This window comes from Streptomyces sp. cg40 (assembly GCF_050320165.1).
Taxonomy (GTDB): Bacteria; Actinomycetota; Actinomycetes; order Streptomycetales; family Streptomycetaceae; genus Streptomyces; species Streptomyces hokutonensis.
Window position 1 is genome coordinate 7,307,786 of sequence record NZ_CP190128.1, and the last position, 25,517, is coordinate 7,333,302.

General features: G+C 70.6%; 23 protein-coding genes. 14 read left to right on the forward strand and 9 right to left on the reverse strand.

Annotated elements, in window-relative coordinates; genetic code table 11:
* Positions 1 to 139: 139 nt before the first annotated feature.
* Positions 140 to 1,117: a DUF3068 domain-containing protein gene (locus ACQHII_RS32890; RefSeq protein WP_427922672.1), complete on the reverse strand. Its 978-nt coding sequence runs from the start codon at positions 1,115 to 1,117 to the stop codon at positions 140 to 142.
* Between the two features lie 174 nt (positions 1,118 to 1,291).
* Between ACQHII_RS32890 and ACQHII_RS32895 the strand changes: the two genes are divergently transcribed.
* The 4 genes from ACQHII_RS32895 to ACQHII_RS32910 all read left to right on the forward strand — a co-directional run bounded on the left by ACQHII_RS32895 (position 1,292) and on the right by ACQHII_RS32910 (position 4,453).
* Positions 1,292 to 1,444 (forward strand): hypothetical protein, encoded by a 153-nt coding sequence (locus ACQHII_RS32895; protein ID WP_362970637.1) that lies wholly within the window; start codon positions 1,292 to 1,294, stop codon positions 1,442 to 1,444.
* A gap of 4 nt (positions 1,445 to 1,448) precedes the next feature.
* Positions 1,449 to 2,720 (forward strand): helix-turn-helix domain-containing protein, encoded by a 1,272-nt coding sequence (locus tag ACQHII_RS32900; protein WP_427922673.1) that lies wholly within the window; start codon positions 1,449 to 1,451, stop codon positions 2,718 to 2,720.
* A 120-nt stretch (positions 2,721 to 2,840) separates the two neighbouring features.
* Positions 2,841 to 3,614 carry an IclR family transcriptional regulator gene (locus ACQHII_RS32905; protein ID WP_427922674.1) on the forward strand — a complete coding sequence of 258 codons (774 nt, stop codon included), beginning with the start codon at positions 2,841 to 2,843 and terminating at the stop codon, positions 3,612 to 3,614.
* Positions 3,611 to 4,453: an SMP-30/gluconolactonase/LRE family protein gene (locus tag ACQHII_RS32910; protein WP_427922675.1), complete on the forward strand. Its 843-nt coding sequence runs from the start codon at positions 3,611 to 3,613 to the stop codon at positions 4,451 to 4,453. Before ACQHII_RS32905 ends, ACQHII_RS32910 begins: the two co-directional genes overlap by 4 nt.
* A 100-nt stretch (positions 4,454 to 4,553) precedes the next feature.
* Here ACQHII_RS32910 and ACQHII_RS32915 read toward each other — a convergent pair whose 3' ends face one another.
* The 4 genes from ACQHII_RS32915 to ACQHII_RS32930 are packed head-to-tail and all read right to left on the reverse strand — an operon-like array spanning position 4,554 to position 8,884.
* Positions 4,554 to 5,945 (reverse strand): FAD-dependent oxidoreductase, encoded by a 1,392-nt coding sequence (locus ACQHII_RS32915; RefSeq protein ID WP_427922676.1) that lies wholly within the window; start codon positions 5,943 to 5,945, stop codon positions 4,554 to 4,556.
* Between the two features lie 49 nt (positions 5,946 to 5,994).
* Positions 5,995 to 7,170: an MAB_1171c family putative transporter gene (locus ACQHII_RS32920; protein WP_427922677.1), complete on the reverse strand. Its 1,176-nt coding sequence runs from the start codon at positions 7,168 to 7,170 to the stop codon at positions 5,995 to 5,997.
* Positions 7,167 to 8,351: an MAB_1171c family putative transporter gene (locus ACQHII_RS32925; RefSeq protein ID WP_427922678.1), complete on the reverse strand. Its 1,185-nt coding sequence runs from the start codon at positions 8,349 to 8,351 to the stop codon at positions 7,167 to 7,169. The genes ACQHII_RS32920 and ACQHII_RS32925 overlap by 4 nt, the downstream gene beginning before the upstream one ends.
* Positions 8,348 to 8,884 (reverse strand): toxin, encoded by a 537-nt coding sequence (locus ACQHII_RS32930; RefSeq protein ID WP_427922679.1) that lies wholly within the window; start codon positions 8,882 to 8,884, stop codon positions 8,348 to 8,350. Before ACQHII_RS32930 ends, ACQHII_RS32925 begins: the two co-directional genes overlap by 4 nt.
* Before the next feature lie 485 nt (positions 8,885 to 9,369).
* On the opposite strand from ACQHII_RS32930, the gene ACQHII_RS32935 reads away from it, so the two are divergent.
* Entirely contained in the window at positions 9,370 to 10,338 is a 969-nt protein-coding gene (locus ACQHII_RS32935; protein ID WP_427922680.1) for an arabinan endo-1,5-alpha-L-arabinosidase, read from the forward strand.
* Positions 10,339 to 10,358: 20 nt separating this feature from the next.
* Positions 10,359 to 11,879: an alpha-N-arabinofuranosidase gene (locus ACQHII_RS32940; protein WP_427922681.1), complete on the forward strand. Its 1,521-nt coding sequence runs from the start codon at positions 10,359 to 10,361 to the stop codon at positions 11,877 to 11,879.
* 5 nt (positions 11,880 to 11,884) lie between these two features.
* Here ACQHII_RS32940 and ACQHII_RS32945 read toward each other — a convergent pair whose 3' ends face one another.
* On the reverse strand, positions 11,885 to 14,860 hold the full coding sequence (locus tag ACQHII_RS32945; RefSeq protein ID WP_427922682.1) for a glycoside hydrolase family 35 protein: 2,976 nt from the start codon (positions 14,858 to 14,860) through the stop codon (positions 11,885 to 11,887).
* Between the two features lie 118 nt (positions 14,861 to 14,978).
* On the opposite strand from ACQHII_RS32945, the gene ACQHII_RS32950 reads away from it, so the two are divergent.
* The 3 genes from ACQHII_RS32950 to ACQHII_RS32960 all read left to right on the forward strand — a co-directional run bounded on the left by ACQHII_RS32950 (position 14,979) and on the right by ACQHII_RS32960 (position 17,466).
* Complete coding sequence (locus ACQHII_RS32950) at positions 14,979 to 15,437, forward strand: RrF2 family transcriptional regulator (protein WP_019067053.1); 459 nt, start codon at positions 14,979 to 14,981, stop codon at positions 15,435 to 15,437.
* A gap of 102 nt (positions 15,438 to 15,539) precedes the next feature.
* Positions 15,540 to 16,463 (forward strand): sulfite exporter TauE/SafE family protein, encoded by a 924-nt coding sequence (locus tag ACQHII_RS32955; RefSeq protein WP_427922683.1) that lies wholly within the window; start codon positions 15,540 to 15,542, stop codon positions 16,461 to 16,463.
* A gap of 346 nt (positions 16,464 to 16,809) precedes the next feature.
* Entirely contained in the window at positions 16,810 to 17,466 is a 657-nt protein-coding gene (locus ACQHII_RS32960; RefSeq protein WP_427922684.1) for a DUF4360 domain-containing protein, read from the forward strand.
* A gap of 57 nt (positions 17,467 to 17,523) precedes the next feature.
* Here ACQHII_RS32960 and ACQHII_RS32965 read toward each other — a convergent pair whose 3' ends face one another.
* Positions 17,524 to 18,279, reverse strand: a complete 756-nt coding sequence (locus ACQHII_RS32965) for an intradiol ring-cleavage dioxygenase (protein WP_427922685.1) — start codon at positions 18,277 to 18,279, stop codon at positions 17,524 to 17,526.
* A gap of 146 nt (positions 18,280 to 18,425) precedes the next feature.
* Between ACQHII_RS32965 and ACQHII_RS32970 the strand changes: the two genes are divergently transcribed.
* Positions 18,426 to 18,944 (forward strand): hypothetical protein, encoded by a 519-nt coding sequence (locus ACQHII_RS32970; protein ID WP_427922686.1) that lies wholly within the window; start codon positions 18,426 to 18,428, stop codon positions 18,942 to 18,944.
* A 261-nt stretch (positions 18,945 to 19,205) separates the two neighbouring features.
* On the opposite strand, the gene ACQHII_RS32975 is transcribed toward ACQHII_RS32970, so the two are convergent.
* Together ACQHII_RS32975 and ACQHII_RS32980 are read right to left on the reverse strand one after the other, a co-directional pair.
* Positions 19,206 to 19,493, reverse strand: coding sequence for a metal-sensitive transcriptional regulator (locus ACQHII_RS32975; protein WP_026178287.1), 288 nt, complete (start codon positions 19,491 to 19,493; stop codon positions 19,206 to 19,208).
* A gap of 75 nt (positions 19,494 to 19,568) precedes the next feature.
* Positions 19,569 to 21,752, reverse strand: coding sequence for an MMPL family transporter (locus tag ACQHII_RS32980; protein WP_427922687.1), 2,184 nt, complete (start codon positions 21,750 to 21,752; stop codon positions 19,569 to 19,571).
* Positions 21,753 to 21,872: 120 nt separating this feature from the next.
* On the opposite strand from ACQHII_RS32980, the gene ACQHII_RS32985 reads away from it, so the two are divergent.
* The 4 genes from ACQHII_RS32985 to ACQHII_RS33000 all read left to right on the forward strand — a co-directional run bounded on the left by ACQHII_RS32985 (position 21,873) and on the right by ACQHII_RS33000 (position 25,496).
* A complete protein-coding gene (locus ACQHII_RS32985; RefSeq protein WP_427922688.1) occupies positions 21,873 to 22,265 on the forward strand; it encodes a DUF302 domain-containing protein in 393 nt (130 codons plus the stop codon).
* Between the two features lie 144 nt (positions 22,266 to 22,409).
* Positions 22,410 to 22,718, forward strand: coding sequence for a hypothetical protein (locus ACQHII_RS32990; protein WP_427922689.1), 309 nt, complete (start codon positions 22,410 to 22,412; stop codon positions 22,716 to 22,718).
* A gap of 78 nt (positions 22,719 to 22,796) precedes the next feature.
* On the forward strand, positions 22,797 to 24,179 hold the full coding sequence (locus ACQHII_RS32995; protein WP_427922690.1) for a DUF3500 domain-containing protein: 1,383 nt from the start codon (positions 22,797 to 22,799) through the stop codon (positions 24,177 to 24,179).
* A gap of 177 nt (positions 24,180 to 24,356) precedes the next feature.
* The gene (locus ACQHII_RS33000; RefSeq protein WP_427925465.1) at positions 24,357 to 25,496 is read left to right on the forward strand and encodes a 4-hydroxybenzoate 3-monooxygenase; all 1,140 of its coding nucleotides are present in this window, start codon (positions 24,357 to 24,359) and stop codon (positions 25,494 to 25,496) included.
* The last annotated feature ends 21 nt before the right edge of the window (positions 25,497 to 25,517 follow it).

Below are 25,517 nucleotides of genomic sequence, written 5' to 3' on the forward strand. Positions count from 1 at the left end.
CGGTGCGGGCAAAGGGCGGACGCGGTGCGGAGTTCTGTGGGCGGGCTGTGCTCGGGTGGGTGGACAGTTTTCGCTTCGGCGTTCCTGACGGCTACTCACCCGCGTGACAATTTCCGGGGTTGTTAGAACTGACGTCACGTCACATCGTGGGCGGATACTCGGTCGAAGCGGGCGATTCGGGGCGCCGACGCCCTCGTAGCACCAAAACACCCCCGGCCACGGCGAGGACGAATCCGGCCACAGCGGCACCGATCGGCAACGACTGCCCCACCAGGCGCAGTTGACCGCTCTCCTGCTTCGCCAGTTTCACCTGTTCCTTCTGCGTGGCCGTGGTGAACGCGAGCTTGTCGGCGTCCAGGAGGAGCACCGCGTCGTAGACGTGGTTCGGGGCGCGCAGGGTGCGGCGGGGGCCGGTCTGGGCGTAGATCACCCGGCCGGTGCGCTGGTCGACGACCAGCTCGATGCCGTGGTTGGAGTACCACTCCTCGGCAAGGATCTGGGGGGAGCCCGGCTGGTCGACCAGGCTGCCGGGGACCAGCCGGGTACCGATCTTGGTGGGCGGGACCGTGCCCTTGAAGACGTAACCCGAGTAGCCCTGCACCTTCTTGGTCCCGGCGTAGCGCAGAGTGACCGTGTCCCCAAGGGAGTTGTCCCACCACTGGTACGGCTGTTTCCGCACGTCGAAGGGGAACTTCAGGTAGGCGTCGCCCTCGAAGTACGGGTTCTCGTGGCAGCAGTGCACCGGTTTGTTGGTCCTACGGTCCGTGACCCAGCGGTTGGGGAAGAACTCCAGCGCGTCGTGCGGATCGGCGGCCGGCAGGGACTTGTCGGTGTCGACGGTCGTGGTGACGTCCCACACCGCGTCCCCGCTCTTCTCGCTGTCCGCGACATCGCCGCGCACCTGCTGGGTGACGGTGATCCGCTGGTCGTCGACGGTCCGCAACTCACCGGTGTCGAAGTAGCTCCCGGTGCCCCGGTAGACGGCGGTCGTGTCGATGTCGATCGGCGTCACGGCGGCCCGCGGTTCGACGTACCACGCCAGCAGCGGCGCCAGGACCAGCAGAAATGTGCCAAGTCCCAACAGGATCAAGGAAAGTGGAGAGGCTGTACGGCGCATCCGGACACTCCAGTGGAAGGTGGTGAGGAGTTCGGGCCGGCCCTTGGGGCGGGAACCGTAGGCGCCCCTTGACGGAGTGTCAATGTCTGCCGACACTGGGCCGACGGGCAGGGGCGGACGACCCCGGGGCAGCACCTCGGGACAGAACCTCAGGACAGAGAGGCCGACCCTGCGATGTCCAGACTGCTCGCCGCCGTACTCACCATGGCTCTCGCCGCCGCCCTCGCCGTCGGCGCCGCGCTCGGCATCGTCGCGCTGCTCGACGCCAGGCCCGACCAGCCGAACACGCCCCTGATCACGTACGAGCAAGCGGGTCAAGGGAGTTGACCCCATGGCCGCTCGACCGGCGACCGCACCACCGGCGACCGTCCGCCCGGCGACCGTGACGGCACGCTCGGCGTGGCTCGACGTGCCGCGCCCCCAGGTGCGCGAGTTCGCCGCGATCGCCATGGCCGAGGCGCCCGCGCTCGCCGAGGAGATCCTGCGCGAGATCCGCCGCGAGCACCCCCAACTGCCCCTGGTCCTCGACGACTCGGGCGAACCCATGGCACTGATCGGCATCCGCCGCGCCATCGAGGTCTTCGTCCAGCACCTGGAGACCGCCGAGGGCCGCCCGACCGTACCGCCGGGCGTCTTCCAGGAGTTCGGGCGCGGTGAGGGCCTGCACGGCCGCACCCTCGACTCACTCCAGGCGATCTACCGCATGGGCGTACGGCTCGCCTGGCGGCGCTTCGCCGACATCGGCCAGCGGGTGGAGATCCCGCCGCCCGCGATGTACGAACTCGTCGACGCCGGCTACGAGTACCTGGACGGGCTGGTCGACCAGTCCGTGCGCGGCTACGCGGAGGCCGCCGCGAGACAGGCGGGGGAGCGGCTGCGTCTCCAGCGGCGGCTGATGGAACTCCTCCTCGCCGAACACCACCGCGGTGACCCGGCCGAGGCCCTCTCCGAACGCGCCGCCCGCATCGGCTGGCCGCTGCCCGACAAGGTCTCCGTCGGTGTGCTGCTGCGCCCGGCCCGCGAGGCGGTCGCCCCCGCCGTAGGGCAGGAGGTCCTGCTCGACATGGAGTACGAGCAGCCCCGCATGGTCGTCCCGGAACCGGACGCGGCCGGCCGCCCCGAGCTGCTGCACCGCGCGCTCACCGGCTGGGCGGGCGCGATCGGGCCCCCGGTGCCGCTCGCCGACGCGGTGAAGTCGGCGCGCTGGGCCGAAGCCGCCGTAGGACTGATGGAGCGGGGGCTGCTGCCCGCGGGCGGTGTCCTGTACTGCACCGAGCACACCGAGGCGCTGGTCCTGCTCCAGCCCGAGGAGCTGATCGACGATCTCGCGCTGCGGTGTCTGGCGCCGCTCGCGCACTGCGGGCCGACGCACGGGCGGCGGCTCGCGGAGACCCTGCTGGCCTGGCTGGAGACGCGGGGCGGGGCGCCCGAGGTGGCCGCGCGGCTCGGGGTGCACCCGCAGACCGTGCGCTACCGGCTGCGTCAGATCCGCGAACTATGGGGCGGCGAGATCGACGATCCCGACCGGCGCTTCGAGCTGGAACTCGTCCTGCGCGCCCAGCGGTTGCGCGGCGCGCTGGGCGATCCGCGGGCCCGGCGGTAATCGGGCGATCACCCGACCATTGCCCGTGCAACCCTCTATGGCTAGCCTGTGTTCGTTATCCCGATCGTCAGTTGAAATTTCGAACACGCCAGTCGACACCACTCTAAGAAGGGGGCCGGTGTGGGACGCCTCGTACCTGCCGTGACCCGGGCTCTCGACATTCTTGAGCTCTTCCTCGACGGGGACGGGACGCTCTCCGCCCCCGACATCGTGCGCAAGCTGCAACTGCCGCGCACCACCGTGCACGAACTCGTCACCACGCTCTCCGCCCGGTCGTACATCGTGCCCGTGCCCGGACAACCCGGACGCTACCGGCTCGGAGTCCGTCCGTACCAGCTCGGGAGCCGGTACGCCGAGCAGCTCGACCTCGCCGCCGAGGGCCAGCAGGTCGCCCGGTCCGTCGCCGAGACCTGCGACGAGACCGTGCACGTGGCCATCCTCGAAGGCACCGACGTCATCTACATCGCCAAGGTCGACTCCACGCACGCGGTGCGCATGGTGTCGGCGGCCGGTCGCCGGCTGCCCGCCCACTGCACCTCCGTGGGCAAGATGCTGCTGGCCTCCCTCCCCGAGCCCGAGCTCACCGCCCGCATCCCCGCGGGCGCGACGCTGGTCGCGATGACCCCCAACAGCATCGTCGAGCCCGACGCCCTGCGCGAGGCCCTCGCCGAGATCCGGCGGCGCGGGGTCGCGGTCGAGAGCCGCGAGTCGAATCCGGACGTCTCCTGCGTGGCCGCGCCGGTCCGGGACCGCACCGGGCAGGTCGTCGCCGCGCTCTCCATCTCCGTCCCCATGATCCGCTGGAGCGACGAGCGGCGGGACGAGCTGGAGCAGCTCGCCGTCAAGGGCGCGGCGGAACTGTCGGAGCGACTCGGACACCGGAGCGTGGCATGACGTACGAGGTGGCGGTACGCGCCGAGGCCACCCTCGGCGAGGGGCCCACGTGGGACGCGGCGGCCGGGCGGCTGATCTGGATCGACATCCTCGGCTCCCGGGTCCACACGTACGACCCCGCGACCGGCGCGCGCACGGTCCGCGTGACCGAACAGCACGTGGGCGCCGCGAAGCCGCGGGTCGGCGGGGGGCTGGTCCTCAATCTCCGGGACGGGGTCGGACTCGTCGACCCCGACGGGGAGTTCCGGTGGCTGCACCGCGAGCCGGTGCCCGGGCGGCGCGCCAACGACGCGGCCGTGGCGCCGGACGGGGCGCTGTGGGTGGGCACGATGCGCTACGACGAGGCGGCTCGCGGCGGCACGCTGTCCCGGATCGCCGGGGACGGTTCCGTACGGCTCGTTCTTGACGACGTGGCGGTCAGCAACGGGACAGGGTGGAGTCCGGACGGGCGGCTCATGTACTACATCGACTCGCCCACGCGGCGGATCGACGTCTTCGAGTACGCGGACGGGCGGGTCTCGAAGCGGCGTCGCTTCGCCGAGATCGAGGACGGGGCCGGGTTTCCCGACGGGCTGACCGTCGACGCGGACGGGTGTGTGTGGGTTGCCTTGTGGGACGGGGGTGCGGTGCGGAGGTATACGCCGGACGGGGAGTTGGACCGTGAGGTGCGGCTGCCTGTTCCGCTGATCACCGCGTGCGCGTTCGGCGGTGCGGACCTGACCGACCTCTACGTCACTACAGCTCGGGTGGGGCTCAACTCCCCGCATCCGGTTGCCGGTTCGCTGCTGGTGGTGGCGGGGGCCGGGAAGGGGCTGGCGCAACCGGCGTTCGACGGGTGACGGTTGAGTTCTGGGTGCGGGGCGGTGGGGGCTGGGCGCGGCCGCGCGGCGGAGCCCCAAATCGATACAGTCCCGCGCCCCTGAAAGCAAAAGCCGAAAGCTACGAGCCCTTCAAGCCGGCCAGCGTCTTTCTCTCCGACGGAGTCAAGGGCGGGCCCGAAAGCGGCGGCAGCAGTGGGCCGTTGAGGGCCGCCAGCAAGGTGCCGGGGCGCAGCAGTGTCGACGCGTCCGCCTCCATGCTCGTCACCGCCGCCAGAGCCGCCGCCGCCTTGTACGAACCCGTCGCCGACTTCAGGAGGCGTCGGGAGTAGCCGGTGATCAGGCGGTCCGCCCTGGTCGGCTCGGGGCCCTTTGTCTCGGGGTACCAGATGTCCTGGCCCACCGCCATCGACCAGGCGCCCTCCACGGGGGCGGCGACCGAGCGCTGGACCCTGGCGGCGAGGCCGGGGGCGGTGAAGCCCTCGTGGTCCAGTTCGCGGGAGAGTATCCGCGCGCCGAGCGCGGCCACCGACATGCCTTGTCCGTAGGCCGGGTTGAAGGTGGCGAGGGCGTCGCCGAGGACGACCAGACCGTCCGGCCAGTCCTGGAGATTCTCCAGGTAGCGGCGGACGTTCTTGCTGCTGTGGCTGGTGTGGATGTCCGTCAGGGGCTCGGCGCCGGAGACGAGGCGGCCGAGGATGGGGTGCGGCAGGTCGCGGATGTACTGGAGGAAGCCGTCCGGGTCGGCGGGCGGTTCGCCGCCCCGGGTGCCGGCGAGGCTGACCATCCAGCGGTCGCCCTCGATGGGCAGGACCATTCCGGCGCGGCCGGGCCGGGACTCGTACGGGTTCGCCTGGAGGATCGTGAGGGGGAAGTGCTCGGCGCCCTCGGGGCGGCGGTAGATGCGGGTCGCGTTGACCAGGCCGGAGTCGACGGTCCTCTCGTCGATCCCGGTGATCCCGAGCGCTTCCAGCCAGCGCACGATCCGTGAGCCGCGGCCACTGGCCTCGACCACGAAGTCGGCGTCGAGTTCCGTGATTCCGGCGTCCGTCGAGATGCGTACGCCGGTCACGCGCCGGGCGTCGCCGAGCAGTTCCAGACCCCGGGCCGTACGGATCTCGGTCTTCGTGTTGGCCAGGACCGCCGAGCGCACCACCCAGTCCAGCAGCGCGCGGGTGCAGGTGAGCATCCGGGGGCCCTCCTGCTTCCAGCGGCGCAGCCAGCCCTCGGAGGTCAGGGCGATCATGCCCGAGTTGAGGGGGATCTCGTGGGCGCCGGCGGCGAGCAGCTGGTCGCGCACGCCCGGGCCGGGCACGAGGTCGTCGATCGCGGCCAGGCCGCCGGACATCAGCAGATGGGCGTGGCGTCCCTGCGGGAGACCCCTGCGGTGCTCCGGTCCGTCGGGCAGCTCGTCCCGGTCCAGCACGATCACCTCGTCCGTGTGGACGGACAGGGCGGCGGCGGCCAGCAGGCCGGCCAGACCGGCACCGACGACGACAGCTCTCCGCGGCATGGGGCTCCTCAAGTCAGCCTGGAAACAGGGGTGTTCGCGCAACCATCGGTCAGTGCGGGGTGGCCTTCACCGTACTCTGCGGTACGGCCGTGGCGAGCCGCGAACGGGCGAGTGCCCGCGCCAGCTCGACCAGGCCACAGGTGTCGGAGACCTCGGTGGCGTAGAGGCGGTAGGTGCTCGGCGTGCCGAAGGGCTCCTCGCGGGCGGCGGCGCGGCGGGCGGCGTCGGCCACCATCGCCGCCTCGGCCGCCACCCGGGCCTCGTGCGCGGAGCGGCCCTCGCGCAGGGCGGCGTCGCGGGTGCGTTCGCGCAGCCGGTCGTCGAAGTACGGGGCGAGCGCCAACAGGCCGTCGTGTATGGACACTTCACGCCAGTGCAGCCGCATCCGCGGAAGCTGCCAGAGCGCGCTGGGCGGCTTCGGGGCGAGGGAGGCGAACCGGACCTCCGTCCACAGCGGGCCCAGTCCGCGCAGCGCGCCGAGGTCGCGCCGGTGCGCGCGGAGCGCCGGCAGCAGCCTCGGCAGGGCGAAGCCCGCGGAACAGGTCAGCGCGGCCAGCGAGGCCATCGGCGGGGCGATCCGGGTGGAGAGGAAGTCCAGGTCGTGACCGTACCAACGGGCCACCACCGCCGTGTACTTGGCGAGCTGGAAGCCGACCACGTCCAGCAGCGTGCCGATCAGGATGAGGCGCAGACCGGTCCGCAGCAGACCGGTGACCTCCCGGGCCCAGGTCACGCACACGGAGCACATCGCCAGCGTGGCCGCGCTGTGCCCGAGCAGATAGAGCACGATCATCTCGCGTATGCAGGGCGTGTTGGCGTAGTACGTGTCGAGGTCGGTGAGCCGCTCGGTGCTCGCGTCGCCCAGCGCGAACAGCACGACGATGGCGACGATCAGCGCGCCGTAGGCGGCCATGCTGCGCAGCACCATGCGGCGGATCCGGGCCGGGGAGCCGCCCCGCCAGTGGATCAGCAGGACGAGCAGGGAGCAGCTGTACGCGGAGATCATGCCGTAGGTGAGGGGGGCGCCGAAGTTCGGGATGCCGGTCAGGGCGTTGACCGCGCTCAGGGTCGTCGGCGCCGCGCAGACCAGGCCCAGGGAGCCGAGGACGATCGCCGCGCAGGTGGACACGGTCAGCGGGTCGCGCGGGGCGTTCGAGGGCCGGGCCAGCAGGGCGGTGCAGGAGAGCAGGAAGACGGCGGCGGCGAGGTACACCATGAGGCTCATGCCCGGGTGCTCCCTTCCGTCGTGCCGGTACGGACCCGGGCGGCGGCGACGAGCGGGGACCGGGTCAGCGCGTCGGCGATGGGGACCAGGAGGGCGGTGCTGGGGGCCGGGTGGGGGAGCCCGCCCGGTTCGTCGGCGGGCGCGAGGCGTGGGTCGCCGGTGCGCTCCTCGGCCACGGCCGCCGCGACGACCGCCGCCCACGCGGTCGCCTCGGCCCGTTCCGGGGCGCCCCCGGTGTGCGCCGCGGCCTCCAGCGTCCGCTCGTACAGGGCCCGGTCGAAGAACGCGTCCAGGTGGCCGAGCGCGTTGTGGATGCTGGTCTGCCGCCACACCAGCCGGGTCGCGGGGGAGGAGAAGCGGGGCCGGGGCAGCCGTAGCGCACGGCGGGTGAGGAGTTCGTCCAGTTCGTGTTCGAGCGGTTCGAGACGGGCGTACGTCCGCCGGGCCTGCCGCCGCTGGGTCAGCCGGGGGCCGGCCAGCGGGATCAGCACGCCGACGACGATCAGGACCGCGCCGAGGCCGGCGGCGGCCGGCGAGACGGTCGTCCCGAGCTTCGTCCAGTCCCGCCCGGACCAACCCGCCACCACCGCCGCCAACTTGGTCAGGCTGTACCCGGCGCCGCACAGCGAGCCGACGCCCAGCGTGAGAAGCCCGGCGCGCAGCCAGCCGTGCACCTGCCGGGCCCAGCGCAGCGAGGAGACCGTGGTGACACTGACGGCGGCGAGGTGCCCGGCGAGATACAGCACGATCATCTCGGCGGTGAACGGGGTCGTCGCGTAGTAGGTGTCGAAGTCGGTGCGGCGCTCCACGGGGGTGTCGCCGAGCGCGAACATCACGGCGATGCCGACCAGGACGATCGTGTAGGCCACGATCCAGCGGCGGGCGGTGCGGTGGACGTGCGGTCCGCCCCGCCAGTAGACGATCAGGACCTGGGAGGACGCGCTGTACGCGGTGATCGAGGCGTACGTCAGCGGTGCGGCGAGGTTCGGGACGCCGCTGAGCCGGTTGACCGCGCCGACGGTCGGGGGCGCCCCGAGGAAGAAGCAGGCCCCGGCCAGTGCGAGGAGGACGCAGATGACGCGGAGGTAGGGGTCGCGCCAATGGCGTATGAGATCAGGGGCCTTGACCAGCATGCCCAGCCACAGCAGGCCGCAGCTGAGGTAGTTGATCAGGCCGCTCATTTTCTGGTCCCCCGGTAGTTGAGGGCGGCGCCGATGCGCCCGGCGACGCCCTGCGTACCGTCGTCGGTCTCGGCGGGCCCGTACGCGGGGTCGGTGTCGGCCGCGGACTCCAGCCAGGGGCGCAGCCGTCCGCTCATCAACATGCCGAACCGGTCCGCCTCTTGTTCGTCGGCGAGGCTGAAGTCGGTGCGGGCGGCGACGGGCCGGGGGCCGCGCTCGGCGGTCAGCTGGAGCGTGTGCTGGGTGGTGCGGCGGTGCATGTGCCACACCTCGTGGCAGAAGATCACGATCTGGTGCCAGGCTGCGGCCCGCTTGTCGATGACGATGACGTCGTAGGTGTCGCCCTCCAGCCAGAGCCCGCTGGCGGTGTGCGGCGGGAACACCTCGCGGCGCACGACGACTTCACGTCCCCGCCAGCGGATGACGGAGTCGACCAGCGCGTCGAACAGGGCCTCGGGTTCGGCGGGGACCGGGACGCGCATGGGATCGATGAGGGCGCCGGCGAGCCGCCTCATCTCCTTCTTCGTGCGCACCGCTGCAATATGCCAGGACATACGTCGACTCAGCCACCTCACCGTCGCCGCGGCAGCAGGAAACCGGCCGCTCCCTCGTCTCGCCGTCCGCCGCACAGCCGGTCCGAGGTTACGCGTCCACAACTGCCGACGTCATGTCGTTCGGTGGCCGTTGTGGGACCGGGAACGACCGCTGTGTCCGGAAATCGACCCCGAGAATGAATGTTGCACTGTGCTCAACCCATTGACGTGGACGCGCTTCGATTTTACCGTCCCGTTCGAAGTTGCGAGCGTTATACGGTATTTCGAACAGAAGGGGACCCCTACCGGCAGGGGCAGGGCATGGGACCACGTGAGCCGAAGCGCCGACGCCTCCCGGCCGCGCCAGGCCCCGGCCTCGCGCCCGGCCGCCTCCCGGATCCCCGGGACCCGGAACCGCTCGCCAAGTACGGCGTGAAAGAAGCGGACGTGCGGCGGGCCGGCGACTCACCGACGGAGGTACCGAGTTGAAGCACCCGAGCCCGACGACCCTGCTCGCCGCCGCGGTGATCGCACTCCTCCCCGCCACGGCCGAGGCCGACACCACCTACCCCGACCCACAGCCCGTCACCGGCCAGCAGATCATCCACGACCCCACGGTCATCCACCTCAAGTCCGGCGGCTACGTGGCCTATTCGACCGGCGGCGTCATCGGCGCCCGCACCTCGAAGGACCGCGTCCAGTGGGACGACGCGGGCAACGCCTTCGCCGCGCCCCCGAGTTGGTGGTACGACTACAACTCCACCGGCGATCCCTGGGCCCCCGACCTCTCCTACCGCGCGGGCCGCTACTGGCTCTACTACGCCGTCTCCTCCTGGGGCACCAACCACTCCGCGATCGGCGTCGCCACCTCCCCGACCGGCCTCCCCGGTACCTGGACCGACCACGGCAAGGCCTTCACCTCCGAGACCACGGACGCGTGGAACGCCATCGACCCGGCGATCGTCCGGGCCGACGGACAACTGTGGATGGCCTTCGGCTCGTACTGGACGGGCATCCGCATGGTCCGGCTCGACCCCGCCACGGGCAAGGCGCTCCCGGGCGCGCCGGTCGCCCAGCTGGCGACCCGCCCGGACGCGCCGTACGCGGTGGAGAGCGCGTACGTCCTGAAGCACGGCCGCTACTACTACCTCCTCGCGTCCTACGACGCCTGCTGCGCGGGCGTGAACTCGACGTACAGGATCCGCGTCGGCCGCTCGACGTCGGTCACGGGCCCGTACGCGGACAGCACGGGCAAGCCGATGCTCGCGGGCGGCGGCGACCTGCTCCTCGCGAGCCACGGCCGCTACATCGGCCCGGGCGGAGAGTCCGTCTTCCAAGACAAAAGTCAGTATGTCTTGGCATACCACTACTACGACGGAGAGGATTCAGGCATTCCGAAGCTGGGGCTCAACACCCTGAGCTGGACAAGAGACGGCTGGCTTCTCCTCACGTAAGCACCCTTTGAAAGGACCCCATGAGCACGCGCACCGCCCGCTTCACCCTCGACCCCGCCTTCACGGTCGGCGAAGTCGACCCCCGCCTCTTCGGCTCCTTCGTGGAACACCTCGGCCGCTGCGTCTACACCGGCATCTTCGAACCGGACCACCCCACCGCCGACGAGGACGGCATCCGCCAGGACGTCCTCGACCTCGTCCGCGAACTCGGCGTGACGGCCATCCGCTACCCCGGCGGCAACTTCGTCTCCGGCTACCGCTGGGAGGACTCGGTCGGCCCCGCCGAATCCCGCCCCCGCCGCCTCGACCTGGCCTGGCGCTCCACGGAGACGAACCGCTTCGGCCTCTCCGAGTACATCGCGTTCCTGAAGAAGGTCGGCCCCCAGGCGGAGCCGATGATGGCGATCAACCTGGGGACCCGGGGCGTCGCCGAGGCCCTCCAGCTCCAGGAGTACGCCAACCACCCCGCCGGCACCGCCCTCTCCGAGCAGCGGATCGCGCACGGCGACAAGGAGCCCTTCGGCATCAAGGTCTGGTGCCTCGGCAACGAGATGGACGGCCCCTGGCAGACCGGCCACAAGACCGCCGAGGAGTACGGCAGGATCGCCGCCGAGACGGCCCGCGCGATGCGCCAGATCGACGCCGACGTCGAACTCGTCGCCTGCGGCTCCTCCGCCCAGCACATGCCCACCTTCGCCGCGTGGGAGGCGACCGTCCTCCAGGAGACGTACGACCTGGTCGACTACATCTCGCTGCACGCCTACTACCAGCCGCTCGACGGCGACCTCGACTCCTTCCTGGCCTCCGCCGTCGACATGGAGTCCTTCATCGAGAACGTGGTCGCGACCGCCGACCACGTGGGCGCCCGCCTCAAGTCGAAGAAGAAGATCAACCTCTCCTTCGACGAGTGGAACGTCTGGTACACGGCGGACTGGGAGGAGCACACCAAGAACGCGGACCCGGCCGACTGGCCCGAGGCCCCGCGCCTGCTGGAGGACAACTACAGCGTCATGGACGCCGTCGTCTTCGGCTCGCTCCTGATCGCCCTGCTCCGGCACGCCGACCGCGTCACCGTCGCCTGCCTCGCCCAGCTCGTCAACGTCATCGCCCCGATCATGGCCGAGCCCGGCGGCCCGGCCTGGCGGCAGACGACCTTCTTCCCGTTCGCCCAGGCCTCCAAGTACGGCCGCGGCCAGGTCCTGGACGTCCGCGTCGACTCCCCGACCCACGAGACGAAGCAGTACGGCGAGGCCGACCTGCTGCACGCCACGGCGGTGCGCGGCGAGGACGGTTCGGTCACGGTGTTCGCCGTCAACCGCAGCCGCACCGAGTCGCTCCCGCTCCAAGTCGCCCTGAACGGGCTCGACCTGACGTCCGTCGTCGAGCACAGCGCCCTCGCGGACGCCGACCCGGACGCCCGCAACACCCTGGCCGACCCGGAGCGCGTGGCCCCGCACCCGGTCGAGGGCACCGCCCTCCAGGACGGCACTCTGACCGCCGTACTGGAGCCGCTGTCCTGGAACGTGATCAGGCTGGTCTGAGGTGACTACCGGCCGGGGGAGGGCACCGGTGTCACCGGTACTCCTCCGGCCGCGCTGCCCATGAGCGTCAGCCGTACGTCCTTCGGGCCCGCCGGTGTGGTGCCGTCGGACAGGACGGCCAGCGCGAGTGTGTTGGTGCCCCGGGTGCGGAGGATCCCGTTCGGCAGGGCGAAGGTGTGCTGGGGGCCCACGTCGTTGATGTACTGGCCCATGTTCCAGCCGTTCAGGAAGATCTGGACGCGGTAGGCGCGCGTCGGGTCGTCGTCGAGGACGAGGCCGATCGAGGCGTCGATGCCGGTGTCCACGGCGAGTTTGAAGGTGGTCCGGTACCAGGCCACGCCCTGCCGCTTGTCGGCGCGGGGGAGGGTGACGGACTCCCAGCCGGAGTCCGGGAAGTCCGGCAGATGCCAGCCCTCGCGTTCGCCGTACAGGCCGCCGTTGTTCTGCGGGCCGCGCACCGGGTCGGGCGCCGTCTCGCCCTGGAGGAGCCAACTCACCTTCGGGGAGGCGCCCTTGAAGGTCGCGGCGGTGAGACCGCGGGCGGCCTTGTGGGTGTCGAGGGCCTTGCCGTCCTGGTCGTGCTGCATCCGCCGGACCAGGACGGACAGGACGTGCGGACCGGCCGTGCGCAGCTTCTCCGGGACCGCGAGAGTCGCCTTCGCGGTCCAACTCCCCTGCCGCACACTGGTGGTGGTCGGCACCGGCATCCGGTGGGTGCCCAGCGGTTCGCCGTCGAGCCAGGCCATCAGCAGGCCCTGCGTGCCGGTGCTGTAGGCGAGGGTCACCGATTCCAGGGCGTCGGCGGCGGCCGTGGTGAAGCGGCCCCGGTACCAGACGTCGCCGTAGTGGAAGCCGTAGTCGTCCGCGAAGAGGACCGGCTGTCCGGACGGGACGGCCGTCGTGCTGAACGACGAAGTCCTGTTCGCCACAGTCCACTTGGAGTCGTCGAAGGCGACCGCGGCCTCCTGGTTCTCCACCTTCCGCCGCCAGCCGTCGAGCGCGGGGAGCGGTACGGCGGGCACGCCCGGCAGCAGCGCGTCCGGGTTCGAGCGCAGGCTGCCCGCGGTGGTGACGGTGGCGGGCACGGCCTTGCCGTTCCAGGTGACCTCGGTGATCCCGCGCGGCCCCCACACCTCCAGGCCGGTCTCCGCGATGGTGTCGCCGGTCAGGTGGGCGGTCGTGCCGCTGATCGTGGCCCCGCGCAGCAGCGCCGGGCCGTAGACCAGGGCGGTGCCCGAACCGGTCTCGTACGGCCACAGGCGTACCGAGCCGATCTCGTCGGCGAAGACCAGCAGGAGGGGGTTGTCGACGCCGCCGCCCTGGACCAGGACCCGGGTCAGGCCGCCGATGCCGAGCGGGACGGTGACGTGCAGGATGCCGCGGTCCCAGACCCACGCGGCCTGCGCGTCGAGCCGGGTCACCACCGGCTCCTCCGGGCACTCCACCACGGCGTGCGCCATCTCGCCGCGCTTCCCGGCGAACACGGCGATGTCCTGCCGCCCGGCGGTGACGAACATCATCGGGGTGGCGGTCGAGTACCTCAGCTTCCGTCCGCCGAGGTCGAGTCGGGTGACGAGCAGGCGGGCGTCCTGGGCCGGGACGGTGACCTCGATGTCGTCGTCCGGGGCCGACAGCGTGGAGGTCACCTCGGCCGCGGTGTCGTTGCGCAGCACGTAGACGTGGGTGCCGGTGTCGGCGTTGGTGAGGTGGTACGCCTTCAGGCCCTCCACCGTGACGTCCGCCGCCCGGTCCAGCTTGGCGAAGTCGGGCACCGTCCGCAGCAGATGGCCCAGTTGGTGCATCGGCACGAGCTTCGGCGTCGGGTTGCGGCCCTCGTCGAAGGCGGCGCCGTAGTCGTACGACGTGTAGACGACCGGCGCCGGCAGCCAGCCCCACGAGGTGCCGCCGAAGGTCATGTAGACGTTGTGCAGGGTCAGTCCGTTGGCGAGGTTGGTGAGGTAGAAGCGCCGCTCGTACGCCGCGTCACGCGTCCGGCGCGACTCCGCGTACCCCTTCCCCTCGAACCACGACCCGCCCCACGGATCGAACCAGCCGCCCCCGAACTCCGGTACGAAACCAGGGGTCTTGGGGCTGGCGGTCGCCCCGCCCTTCGCCCCGCCGATCCCGAAGTGGCCCCAGTCCGGCGGAGGTTGGGTCGGCGTCGGATAGCCGTCGAAGCCGTACAGCCAACCGCCGGTGTCACCACCGGTGTCGAACGACCCCGGGGTCCAATAGCCGTTGCGGCCCTTGTCGTTGTGGAACAGGGGGACGTCGATGCCGTCGGCGCGCACCTTCTTGTACAGGTGGGACATGTAGGCGGCGCCGTCCGGGTGGGTCACCTGGCCGTCGTACTCGTTCTCGATCTGGTAGAGCAGCACCGTGCCCGTGCCCTGCGTGAACAGGTGCTTCGACACAATGGAGTTGACCTGCGTCAGCCACTCGTCGACGTGCGAGAGATACGTCGGGTCGGCGGTCCTGGCGGTGCCCTTGGTGGCGGTCAGCCAGCCGGGGAAGCCGCCCGCGTCGATCTCCGCGTTGATGTACGGGCCCGGGCGCAGGATGACGTAGAGGCCGGTCTCGGCGGCCGTGCGCAGGAACAGGTCGAGGTCGCGGACGCCCGTGAAGTCGTAGCGGCCCTGCGCGGGGGAGTGGAAGTTCCACGAGACGTAGATGCTGACCGCGTTGTAGCCGAAGGCGCGCATCTTCTGAAGGACGTCCCGCCACAGGGACGGGCTCGGCAGCCGGAACGGGTGCATCTCGCCCGACCACAGGACCAGGCGTCTGCCGTCGACGAGCAGGGAGTAGCGGTCGTAGCCGATCGTGTGCGGCAGCCCGTCCGCGGCCGGCGGGGCGGGGGGCGGGCCGGTCGGTACGACGTGCGCGGCGTACGCGTCCGGGGAGCCGGCGCTGCCACCGCCCAGCGCGAGTCCGAGCGCGGCCGTACCCGCGAGGGTGCTGAAGGTACGCCTGCTCAGCTCCACTGGAAGCTCCTTTCGGGTCCGGTCCGTCGGCGGCACGTGCGAGGCCATTTTCCGTGGTGATCCTTGGCGGCCGTCGTGCGGGGTCATTCTGTACGCCAGAACGGCCCACAATGGACGCATGAGGATCTCGGCACGGGCGGATTACGCGGTACGGGCGGTACTGGAGCTCGCCGTACGGGGTGACGACGGCCCGCTGAAGGCCGAGACCATCGCCACCACGCAGGGCATCCCGCACAAGTTCCTGGAGGGCATTCTCGGCGATCTCCGGCGCGCCGGGATCGTCGACAGCCGGCGCGGAGGGGGCGGCGGCTACCGGCTGGCGCGCGACGCGACCGCGATCACCGTCGCCGACGTCATACGCGCGGTGGACGGCCCGATCGTGTCGGTGCGCGGCGAGCGCCCCACCGGCCTCGCCTACACCGGCTCCGCCGAACCCCTCCTCCCGCTGTGGATCGCGCTGCGCGCCAACGTCCGCAAGATCCTGGAGGGCGTCACGCTCGCGGACATCGCGGCGGACGCGCTGCCGGAGCCGGTACGAGCGCTGGCGGCGGAACCGGCGGCCTGGGAGAACCCCTAGGGGCGCGCGGTCTCAGGTCGCACTCAGAATCACCCTTTAGCGTCACCTCCCGTTCATCCCTACCCAACCGGTGGGAAACCCGGGAACGAGAGGCCGCTCGACATGCGCACGCTGATACTGCTCGCCCTCGCGGGTCTGGGGGCCCAGCTCGTGGACGGCAGCCTCGGCATGGCCTACGGGGTCACCTCGACGACGCTGCTGCTGGCCATGGGCACCAATCCGGCCGCCGCCTCCGCCACGGTCCATCTCTCCGAGATCGGTACGACCCTGATGTCCGGGGCCTCGCACTGGCGGTTCGGGAACGTGGACTGGAAGGTCGTCGTGCGGATCGGCGTGCCGGGCGCGGTCGGGTCGTTCCTGGGGGCGACCGTGCTGTCGAAGCTCTCGACGGAGGTCGCGGAGCCGGTGATGTCGCTGATCCTGCTCGGGCTCGGTGTGTACGTCATGTCCCGGTTCACCTTCAAGGGGCTGCCGGAGGGTCGGCTCGGCAAGCCGCTGCGGAAGCGGTTCCTGGCGCCGCTGGGTCTGGTCGCCGGGTTCCTGGACGCCACCGGCGGGGGCGGCTGGGGGCCGGTCGGTACGCCCGCGCTGCTGGCCAGCGGGCGGCTGGAGCCGCGCAAGGTGATCGGCTCGGTCGACACCAGCGAGTTCCTGGTCGCGGTGGCGGCGAGCCTCGGTTTTCTCTTCTCGCTCGGGTCCCAGGGGCTGAAGTGGACCTGGGTGATCGCCTTCCTGCTCGGCGGGGTGGTCGCCGCGCCGGTCGCCGCCTGGCTGGTCCGGCTGGTGCCGCCCCGGGTGCTGGGCTCGGCGGTCGGCGGGATCATCGTCGTCACCAACGTCCGTACGCTCCTGCACAGCGACTGGATCGGCACGCCGGGCGCGCTGAGCACCCCGGTCTACGTCGTGCTGTACGGGATGTGGGCTGCCGCTCTGGCGTACTCGGTCCGTGCCCATCGCCGGGACGAGGCGAGGAAGGCGCGAACCGAGTCCGAGTCCGCCGAAGGGCGGCAGCCCGTCAGGGTGTGATCGGCACTCGCCGATCAGTGCGTTCCGGTCAACTGCCTCCCGGGCGAGTAGTGCCGACCTCATGGACAGCGAAGTTACGGCCGCACCTGAAGAGTTCCTTAATGTGCGGCTGTGAAGGGGCTGGGGACGGATCGGTCAACGCCCGCTTATTTCCACAGAGTTCACACACTGTGGAGACGGTGTGAAAGGCGCATCTGTGAATGGCCTGAGTTCGCCCTGACCGTTCCGCGCGCGGCTTCCTACGATGCGAGCGCCCCGTCGGTCTTCACAGGAACTTCATTGGTCCTTCAAAGACTGGGTCTTCAAGGACCTGGGGCGCAGCCACCCCCCAACCCAAGGAGAAACCATGCCTGGTGGGCTCCTCCTGAGTGGTGCGGTCGCCGCACTGCTCGCCACCGCGCTGCCGTCCGCGCAGCACTCGTCGTCGCCGGTCTTCAATGACCCGCCGCCGGACAAGATCGTCATCAACGTCGCGACCGTGAACGGCTCGGGCTGCCCGCAGGGCACCACGGCCGTCGCCGTCTCCGAGGACAACACCGCCTTCACGGTGACCTACAGCGCGTATCTCGCCCAGGTCGGCGGCAACTCCGACCCCACGGCCTTCCGCAAGAACTGCCAGCTCAACCTGGTCGTCCACGTCCCGCAGGGCTTCACCTACGCCATCGCGAGCGTGGACTACCGCGGCTTCGCCTCGCTCCAGCGCGGTGCGAGCGGTGCGCAGAAGGCCTCGTACTACTTCCAGGGCTCGTCGAGCACCGCGTCCAAGAACCACCCGTTCAACGGCCCCTACGACGACAACTGGCAGGCGACCGACAGCACCGACTGGGCCCAACTGGTCTGGGCGCCCTGTGGAGTTCAGCGCAACTTCAACATCAACACGGAGCTGCGGGTCGCCGCCGGCACCTCGTCGTCCAGCGCGGTCAGCTTCATGACCATGGACTCGACGGACGGCGACATCAGCACGGTGTACCACATGGCGTGGAAGGAGTGCCCGGCCTCCTGAGGTGATGCGGGGGTGGCCCGTGTCGCACCGCGGGCCACCCCCCTTGGGTCCCTGGGCTCAGCTCTCCTGGACGCCGAGCGTCAGCGTGCCGGTGTAGCCGGAGGAGGTCGAACTGCCCAGTGCCGTAAGGGTCATGAGGCCGGACGCGGCGCCTCCGTCGTCGTAGATCGAGTCCTGCGCGAGGGTGGTGCGGGTGACCGTGTTGGTCGAGTACGGCGAGATCTTGGCGACGGCGGTGGTGATCGTCTCGTCGATGAACAGCTGGCCCGTGTGGAGCTCCTGGCCGCCGGTGAACGAGCCGTCCGAGGTGAGCGTGACGCCGGTGTGCACCTTGACGTGGATGTGCACACAGCGACCCCGGTACCAACCCGGGTAGATCGTGGTGATGTTGGCGAGCCCGGCGGAGTTCGTCAGGACGCCGCCGCGCAGGAAGGTGCCGTCGTCCGGTTCGCTGTGGCCGTTGTTGCCGACGTAGCCGGAGTACTCGCCGAGCGCGTCGCAGTGCCAGATCTCGACCAGCGCGTTGGGGATCACCGCGCAGGTGCTGTCGTTCACCACCGTGAGGGCCAGCTTGAGCGGGATGCCGGCCTTGCCCTCGGTGACGTCGGCGCGGACGAGGGCGCCGTCGAGGTAGTAGGGGCCTTCGGTCATCTCCTTGGTGAGGGTGCAGACGGCCGCGGCCGCGGCATCGACGGGGGAGGCGGGGGCTTCGGGCGCGGCGGCGCCCACGGCCAGTACGGCGGCCGTGGTGCCGGTGGCGATCAGTACGGTGCGGCGCCCGATCGGGTTGGTTGCTGCTCCTGTATCTGTCATGGACACGGCACCTTAGGTAAGGATTCTGTTCGTCGGCTGTGTGATCGGCAAAGTGACGGATCGTCAAGTTCCTTGCAGGACAGCGCATATGGCCACTGCCGATACCTGCTTCCCGTCGGCGTGATGGCTCGGGAGAGGATCGCGGGGTGAACGACTTCGACTTCCGCCGCGCCGAACCCGGCGAGTTCCCGCGCCTGGGCGCCGCGCTCGACACGGTCAACCGCGACTTCGCGGCGATCTTCCCGGACCGGGAGCCGCTGGTCCTGATGGTCTGGGGCGGGGACGAGGACCTCGGCGAGCAGGTCTACGTCGCGCTGTCCGACGGCACCTCCCAGGGCAACGGTCTGTCCGAACCCGAGGAGGGCGACGCCGATCCTCTCGTCCATGTCGCGGATGCGGCGCAGGAGACCGTGGTCGAACTGCTCTGGCAGGTCTGGCCGGTGTGCCCGTTCCACAAGCTCGGCACGCATCCGCGTCCCGAGGGGACGACCGCCGACTGGGAGTACGGGGAGAGCTGGGGCCCCGGAGCGGTGTGGTGGTGCCGCGGCCATCGCGGCGATGACTGCCACGACCTCGCGCCGGTGGGCGAACTCGCCGGTGCCCTGCCGGGCAAGCAGCGGCGGGAGGCGCGGCGCAGGGAACGGAAGCGGGGCAGGGCCGGCTGATGCCGCGGCCCCGCTTCACCCCCACGTCAGGGAGCCAGGCGGCGTTCGGCCGAGACGGAGTAGGCGTGGCGGCGGAAGGTCGCCATGGTGTCGTCGGAGAGGTCCACGCCGGGGGCGAGCCGGGTGGGGTCGAACACCTGCTGCTGCCGGTGGTCCTCGCGGGCCGAGCGGGCCGTGATGTGCAGCTGCCCGGCCGGGATCAGGGGCCGCTGCTCGGGTTGGACCGAGCAGCGGCCCCCTCCGCCCTGTTCGCCGTCGGCCTCAGGCCAGTGAGAGGAAGAGCTTCTCCAGGCGGGCGCGCATCTGCTCGCGGCTCTCGTCGGACGTGGCGTCGCCGTTGGCATCCGTCAGGCACTGCTGGAGACCGGTGGCGATGATGGCGAACCCGGCCCGGTCGAGCGCACGGGAGGCCGCGGACAGCTGTGTCACCACGTCCTCGCAGTCCCGCCCTTCCTCGATCATCCGGATCACCCCGGAGATCTGGCCCTGGGCCCTGCGCAGCCGGTTCAGCACGGACTTCAGCTCCGCGCCCGCGAGTTCCAGATCCACCATCGCTCCTCACCGATACCCCTAGGGGTAATGTAACAAATCCGGCCATCGCGCAGGAGACGGCCGAGGCCGGCCTCAGTCGTGCGAGAAGCGGATCGCGGGCAGCGTCCGGCGCAGCCAGGCCGGGGACCACCAGGCGGCCCGGCCGGTCAGGCGCAGCAGGACCGGCAGCAGGAGAAGCCGGATGAGGAAGGCGTCGAGCAGGACCGCGACGCCGAGGACGATGCCCATTTCCTTGGGCGGCAGCGGATCGGCGAGCGCGAAGGTGAAGAACACGGCGACCATCACCGCGGCCGCCGCGAAGACGACCCGGCCGGAGTGGGTGAGCGCGCCGACGACCGCCTGCTTCGGGTCACCCGTCCTCTCGTAGTGCTCCTTGGCCGAGGAGAGCAGGAAGACCGTGTAGTCCATGGCGATGGCGAAGATCATCGCGAAGAAGAACACCGGCCCCCATCCGTCGAGGAAACCCTGCGGTTCGAAGCCGAGCAGGCCCGAGAGCCGGCCGTCCTGGAAGATCAGCCTGGCGACGCCGAAGGCGGCGGCGGTCGCGAGCAGGTTCGTCAGTACGCCGATGGCGGCGACCAGCGGGGCCTGGAGCGCGACCAGCAGCAGGAGGAAACCGAGCACCAGGATGACTCCGATCACCAGAGGCGCCTTGTCGTCGAGGGCCTGCTTGAGGTCGAGGTTCTCCACGGCCGCGCCGCCGACCAGCGCGTCGGCGGGGAGTTCCGCACGCAGCGTGCCGACGGTCCTCGTCAGCGAGGGGTCGGACGGATCGACGGACGGCATGGCCTGGACGAGACTCCACCCGGATCCGTCGGCCGCCCGCTGGGCGGGCAGGACACCCGCGATGCCGTCGGTGGACTTGAGCGCCGTGAGCGTGGCGGTGACCGACGTGTCGGGTACGGCGACCTGGAGCATGCCCGGCGCACCCTTGCCGAAGCTCTCCTGCACCAGGGCGTAGCCCTGACGTGAACTGTCGTTCGCGGGGACCACCTTGATGGACGGCATCGCGGTCTTCAGCCCGAACACCGGCACGGCCAGCGCGATGAGTACGGCCAGTGCGAGGGCCCCGAAACGCAGCGGCTGCCGCCACAGGCGCACACCCCACGCACCGAACCGCGACGACCGCGTCCGTTCGCCACGGGCACGGGCACGGGCGCGGCTGGGCAGGGCCCACTTGTTGACGTTCGGCCCGAGCTTGGCGAGCACCGCGGGCAGCAGCGTGAGGGTGGCGGCGAGGACGAACAGGACGGAGAGCATGATGCCGACCGCCATGGTCCGCACGGCGGGCGCCGGCACCAGCATGACCGCGGACAGGCTGACCAGCACGGTCAGCCCGGACAGCAGGACCGCCTTGCCCGCCGTGTCCATCGTCTCCTCGACGGCCCGCCGCGGGTCGCGGCTGTGCCCCAGGGCGGCGCGGAACCGGATCACCAGGAACAGCGCGTAGTCGATGCCGAGCGCGAGCGCGAACATCAGGGCGAAGTCCATGGCCCAGATGGAGATCGGCGTGACATGGCTGATGAGGACGAGGGAGCCGACCGAGGCGGCCAGGCCCGCCATGGTGAGCAGCAACGGCAGTCCCGCGGCGATCAGCGAACCGAACGCCACGACCAGGACGGCGAGGGTCACCGGCCAGGACAGGATCTCCGCGTGGATCATCGCCTTGAGGTTGGCGGTGTTGAAGTCGCTCCACATCACCGAGGATCCGGTGGCGCGTACGGTCACGTCGGCGGTCGACAGCTTGCGCAGCGGATCCTTGAGATCCTCCGCGGCCCGCACCATGTCGTCGGTGTCGGCCGCGGCTCCGCCCAGGACGACGGCGGTCCTGCCGTCACGGCTGATGCTCGCGCCGGGCTGCGGCGCCACGACCTCACCGACCCGGTCGTCGGCCTTCAGTTCCTCGGTGACCTCGGCGATGACCCGCCGCACCGAGGCATCGCCGACCTGGTGACTCCTCGACGACACGACCACCTGGATCGCGGAGGAACCGGTCCCGCCGAAGTGCTTCTCGGCCAGCTCCCGGACCTTCACCGACTCCGAACCGTTGCTCTGCCAGCCCGCGCCCGAGAGCGCGGAGGTCACCTGCGGGGCGAACGCTCCGAGGGCGGCGACGACCACCAGCCAGCCGACGAGTACGTGCCTGAAGTGTCCGGCGGTCCAGGCCCCGAGCCGCCCCAGCGGACCCACCCGGCCGGGCGGCGGGGGACCTCCTTCGGCGCTCCTGCCGGTGATGTCGGTGACGGCTGCGGACATGGCTCCTCCTGCGCATTGATACCCCTGGGGGTATAGTTGTGCTCAGGAGAGTACCCCCTGGGGTATCCGGGAGAACAGACCGGTATACCCATAGGGGTATTACGGAAAGGGATTCGCGCCATGCGCTACGACCGCACCGTGCACGTCAGGACCGACTTCGCCACCACGGTGACGGCGGTACGGGAGGCTCTCGCCGAGCAGGGGTTCGGGATCCTCACCGAGATCGACGTCGCCGCCACGCTCAAGGCGAAGCTCGGTCAGGACATGGAGGACTACCTGATCCTCGGCGCCTGCAACCCGCCCCTGGCCCACCGGGCCCTTGAGATCGACCGCACCGTCGGGCTGCTGCTGCCCTGCAACGTCGTCGTGCGCGGAGACGCCGAGGGGACGGTCGTCCAGGCGCTGGATCCCGACACGATGACCGCCTTCACCGGCCTCGAAGCGCTGCGCCCCATGGCCGAGGAGGCGGGACGCCGGCTCGACGCGGCTCTGGAAGCCCTTGAGCGACCCTGAAGGCGGAGAGGCGGGTGCGCTTCGGACGACCCGGTCACCGACACCCGCAGCGGGCCCCGTTGCGGAAGACCGTGTGCGTGGAGGTCGACGTGCCGCGCTGGTTGTCCCGTTTCCAACCAGCCCCACCGGTGCGATGATTGGCCAGTGCTCATAGCCCTGAACGTGCTGCTCTTCGCCGCCGCCTTCTTCTCCCTCGCCGTGGGCATCACGGCCGTCGTGTCGTCCCGGATGCTTCCCTGGCTGGCCCGCAAGGTCGTCAGGCCTCGGCTGTGGGGCGCCGGATACACGCTGTTCGGACTCGTTGTCCTGTACCACGCGGTGGTCGACCTGGTGCATGTCGACCCGGACGTCGAAATGGTGCTGACGGCCGTCACCACGGCGACGGCTCTCGGCGGCCTCGGGATGATGCTGTTCGCGCAGCGGGCCGGCCGGGAACCCCGACCGCTCGCGTAACTCCGGCCGGGGGTCGGAGCCTTCTCCTCACAGGTTCCCGACAAGAACGCTTCAGGTTCGGCGTGGACGCTGATCCCCATGCATGGACACCGACCCCACACCCCCGCATCCGAGCGCAGCCGCCGCTGGTTCATGAACAAGGCGCTGCTCGCCGGCGGAGTCGCCGCCGTGGCGACCATGACGGGATGCTCCAACGACTCGTCGGACACGGCGAGTTCGTCCTCCGCCGCACAGTCCGGCGCCCCGAGCGGTATGCCCTCGGGCGGGCCCGGAGCCGGCGGCGGGGGTGCCGGTGGCGGCATGGGCCCCGGGGTCTCCCAGGTCAAGTACAAGGATCTCAAGGGCGTCACCACCGACGGCACGGTCGTCGACGACCTCTTCACGATCCACTCGACCGGCGTCTCCACGGACGGACTGGTCAAGGCGGCGCAGGCGTTCCTGGACGGGCTCTCCGCGAAGGAGCGCAAGTCCTGCACGTTCGACGTCGACGCCGACGAATGGACGGCCTGGAGCAACGTCGACGGCTACGCCCGCAAGGGCGTCCGCATGGGCGACCTGACCGAGAAGAAGCGCAACCTCGGGTTCGCGCTGCTCGGCGTCGCGCTCTCCGCCGACGGGCTCACCCAGACCCGCAACATCATGAAGCTCAACCAGTTCCTCGGCGACTCCAACGGCGGCAACCAGAAGACCCTGACCGAGGGCCACTACTTCTTCACCTTCATGGGCACCCCGTCGACCACCAAGCCGTGGGGCTTCCAGTACGAGGGCCACCACGTCGCCATCAACTACTTCGTGCTCGGCGACCAGGTCGTGATGACCCCGACCTTCATGGGCTCCGAGCCGACCACGGCCACGTACAAGGGCGAGAAGATCACCCTGTTCCGGCCGGAGACGACGACCGGCCTGGCGATGATCCGCTCGCTCACGAAGGCGCAGCTCGCCAAGGCCGTCTCCTCGCAGGACAACGGCAACGAGGACATGAAGGCCGGCGCCGGCTCGGACAACCTCAAGCTCGCCTACGAGGGTCTGCGCGGCTCCGAACTCACCGCCGCACAGCGGAAGAAGCTGCTGGCCGTGGCCCAGGTGTACATCGGCTACATCAACGAGGGGCACGCCGAGGTCAAGATGACCGAGGTCGAGAAGCACCTCGACGACACGTACTTCTACTGGATGGGCGAGACGAAGGACGACTCCGCCTTCTACTACCGCATCCACAGCCCGGTCGTCCTCATCGAGTACGACGCCCAGGCCCCGCTCTTCTACCACGAGGCGTCCTCGGCCAGCCCGAGCGCCAGTGCCAGTGCGAGCCCGAGCTCGAACGGCGGCGGCCCTCCCGGCGGCGGCATGGGCATGGGCGGCGGCACCCCGTCCCAGGAGCACATCCACACCATCATCCGCACCCCCAACGGCGGCGACTACGGGGTGGACCTGCTGAAGCTGCACCTGGAGAACGACCACTGACGACAACGACCACTGACGACAACGACCACTGACATATGCCCAATTGGGCCTTAAGCGCTATTTAGTCATTATGAATTCCTCACCGCCGCGATCTTGCTGATATGAAACCCCTTGGCCGAAAAAGCAAGATCAGGGGTGTTTGTGGGGAAACGATTCGACTCCGGGACACGGACCGGGGTGGTGATCGTCGGGGCTGGCCCGGCGGGGCTGGTCCTGGGGAACCTGCTCCTGGGCCAGGGCATCGACTGCGTGATCCTGGAACGGCGCGGACGCGAGGCGGTGGAGGGGCGGGCCAGGGCAGGGTTCCTGGCCGCCCACTCCGTCCGCGTACTCGCCCGACACGGCCTCGACACCGGCCTGTTGGCCAGGGGCCGCACCCACCGGACCTGCCTCTTCCGTAGCGAGCAGGGTGAATTCACCCTGGACTACGGTGAGTTGGGGCGCGGCGAGGTCCACACGGTCTACCCCCAGCAGGAGTTGGTACGGGACCTGCTCGCCGAATACCTCCGACGCGGCGGCGAGCTCCGCTTCGGCGCCGAGGTCGAGGAGATCTCCGAGGGCCGGGTCCGGACCCGCGACGGCGCCGAGATCACCGGACGCTACGTCGCCGGCTGCGACGGACACCGGGGAGTGGGCCGCGCCGCCCTCGCGGCACTGGGCACCCGGACCGCCCGCTGGGACCACGGGGTGAGCTGGCTGGCGGTGCTGGCCGAGGCCCCGCCCAGCCTCTCCGCCGTCGGATACGCCCTGCACACCCGCGGATTCGCCGGCCACATGGCCCGAACGGCGACCGTCACCCGCTACTACCTCCAGTGCCCGCGTGGCACGGATGCCGCCGACTGGAGCGAGGACCGGATCTGGACCGAGCTGGAAATCCGGCTCAGGACAGCCGAGTTCGGCCCGCTCAAGGACGGTGCCGTCCTGGAGACGGCGGTCGTCGACCTGCGCTCCGACGTACTGGACCGGCCGGGCACCGGACGACTCTGGCTGGCCGGTGACGCCGCCGGGCTCATCAGCCCCTCCGCCGCCAAGGGCGCCAACCTCGCCGTACTGCAGGCGGAACGTCTTGCCGAGGCGTTCGCGCGGGTGCTCACCCGCGACGACGACAGCGGTCTCGCCCGCTACGCCGCCGACTGCCTGCCCCGCGTCTGGCGGGCCCACGAGTTCTCCCACTGGATGAGCACACTCCTGCACGGCCCGACCGCCGAGGACGCCGAGGCCCGCTACGGCCGCGCGCTCCAGTACGCCCGCCTCGACAGCCTGCGCACCTCCCGCACGCACCAGGACTTCTTCGCCGAGAACTACACCGGCATCTGACCCTCCCCACGATCACCGGGA

Excerpts from the sequence above, each read along its gene's own strand:
- ACQHII_RS32890 (WP_427922672.1), bottom strand. The coding sequence starts at position 1,117 with ATGCGCCGTACAGCCTCTCCACTTTCCTTGATCCTGTTGGGACTTGGC.
- ACQHII_RS32895 (WP_362970637.1), top strand. The coding sequence starts at position 1,292 with ATGTCCAGACTGCTCGCCGCCGTACTCACCATGGCTCTCGCCGCCGCC.
- ACQHII_RS32900 (WP_427922673.1), top strand. The coding sequence starts at position 1,449 with ATGGCCGCTCGACCGGCGACCGCACCACCGGCGACCGTCCGCCCGGCG.
- ACQHII_RS32910 (WP_427922675.1), top strand. The coding sequence starts at position 3,611 with ATGACGTACGAGGTGGCGGTACGCGCCGAGGCCACCCTCGGCGAGGGG.
- ACQHII_RS32915 (WP_427922676.1), bottom strand. The coding sequence starts at position 5,945 with ATGCCGCGGAGAGCTGTCGTCGTCGGTGCCGGTCTGGCCGGCCTGCTG.
- ACQHII_RS32920 (WP_427922677.1), bottom strand. The coding sequence starts at position 7,170 with ATGAGCCTCATGGTGTACCTCGCCGCCGCCGTCTTCCTGCTCTCCTGC.
- ACQHII_RS32925 (WP_427922678.1), bottom strand. The coding sequence starts at position 8,351 with ATGAGCGGCCTGATCAACTACCTCAGCTGCGGCCTGCTGTGGCTGGGC.
- ACQHII_RS32940 (WP_427922681.1), top strand. The coding sequence starts at position 10,359 with ATGAGCACGCGCACCGCCCGCTTCACCCTCGACCCCGCCTTCACGGTC.
- ACQHII_RS32950 (WP_019067053.1), top strand. The coding sequence starts at position 14,979 with ATGAGGATCTCGGCACGGGCGGATTACGCGGTACGGGCGGTACTGGAG.
- ACQHII_RS32955 (WP_427922683.1), top strand. The coding sequence starts at position 15,540 with ATGCGCACGCTGATACTGCTCGCCCTCGCGGGTCTGGGGGCCCAGCTC.
- ACQHII_RS32960 (WP_427922684.1), top strand. The coding sequence starts at position 16,810 with ATGCCTGGTGGGCTCCTCCTGAGTGGTGCGGTCGCCGCACTGCTCGCC.
- ACQHII_RS32965 (WP_427922685.1), bottom strand. The coding sequence starts at position 18,279 with ATGACAGATACAGGAGCAGCAACCAACCCGATCGGGCGCCGCACCGTA.
- ACQHII_RS32980 (WP_427922687.1), bottom strand. The coding sequence starts at position 21,752 with ATGTCCGCAGCCGTCACCGACATCACCGGCAGGAGCGCCGAAGGAGGT.
- ACQHII_RS32985 (WP_427922688.1), top strand. The coding sequence starts at position 21,873 with ATGCGCTACGACCGCACCGTGCACGTCAGGACCGACTTCGCCACCACG.
- ACQHII_RS32995 (WP_427922690.1), top strand. The coding sequence starts at position 22,797 with ATGCATGGACACCGACCCCACACCCCCGCATCCGAGCGCAGCCGCCGC.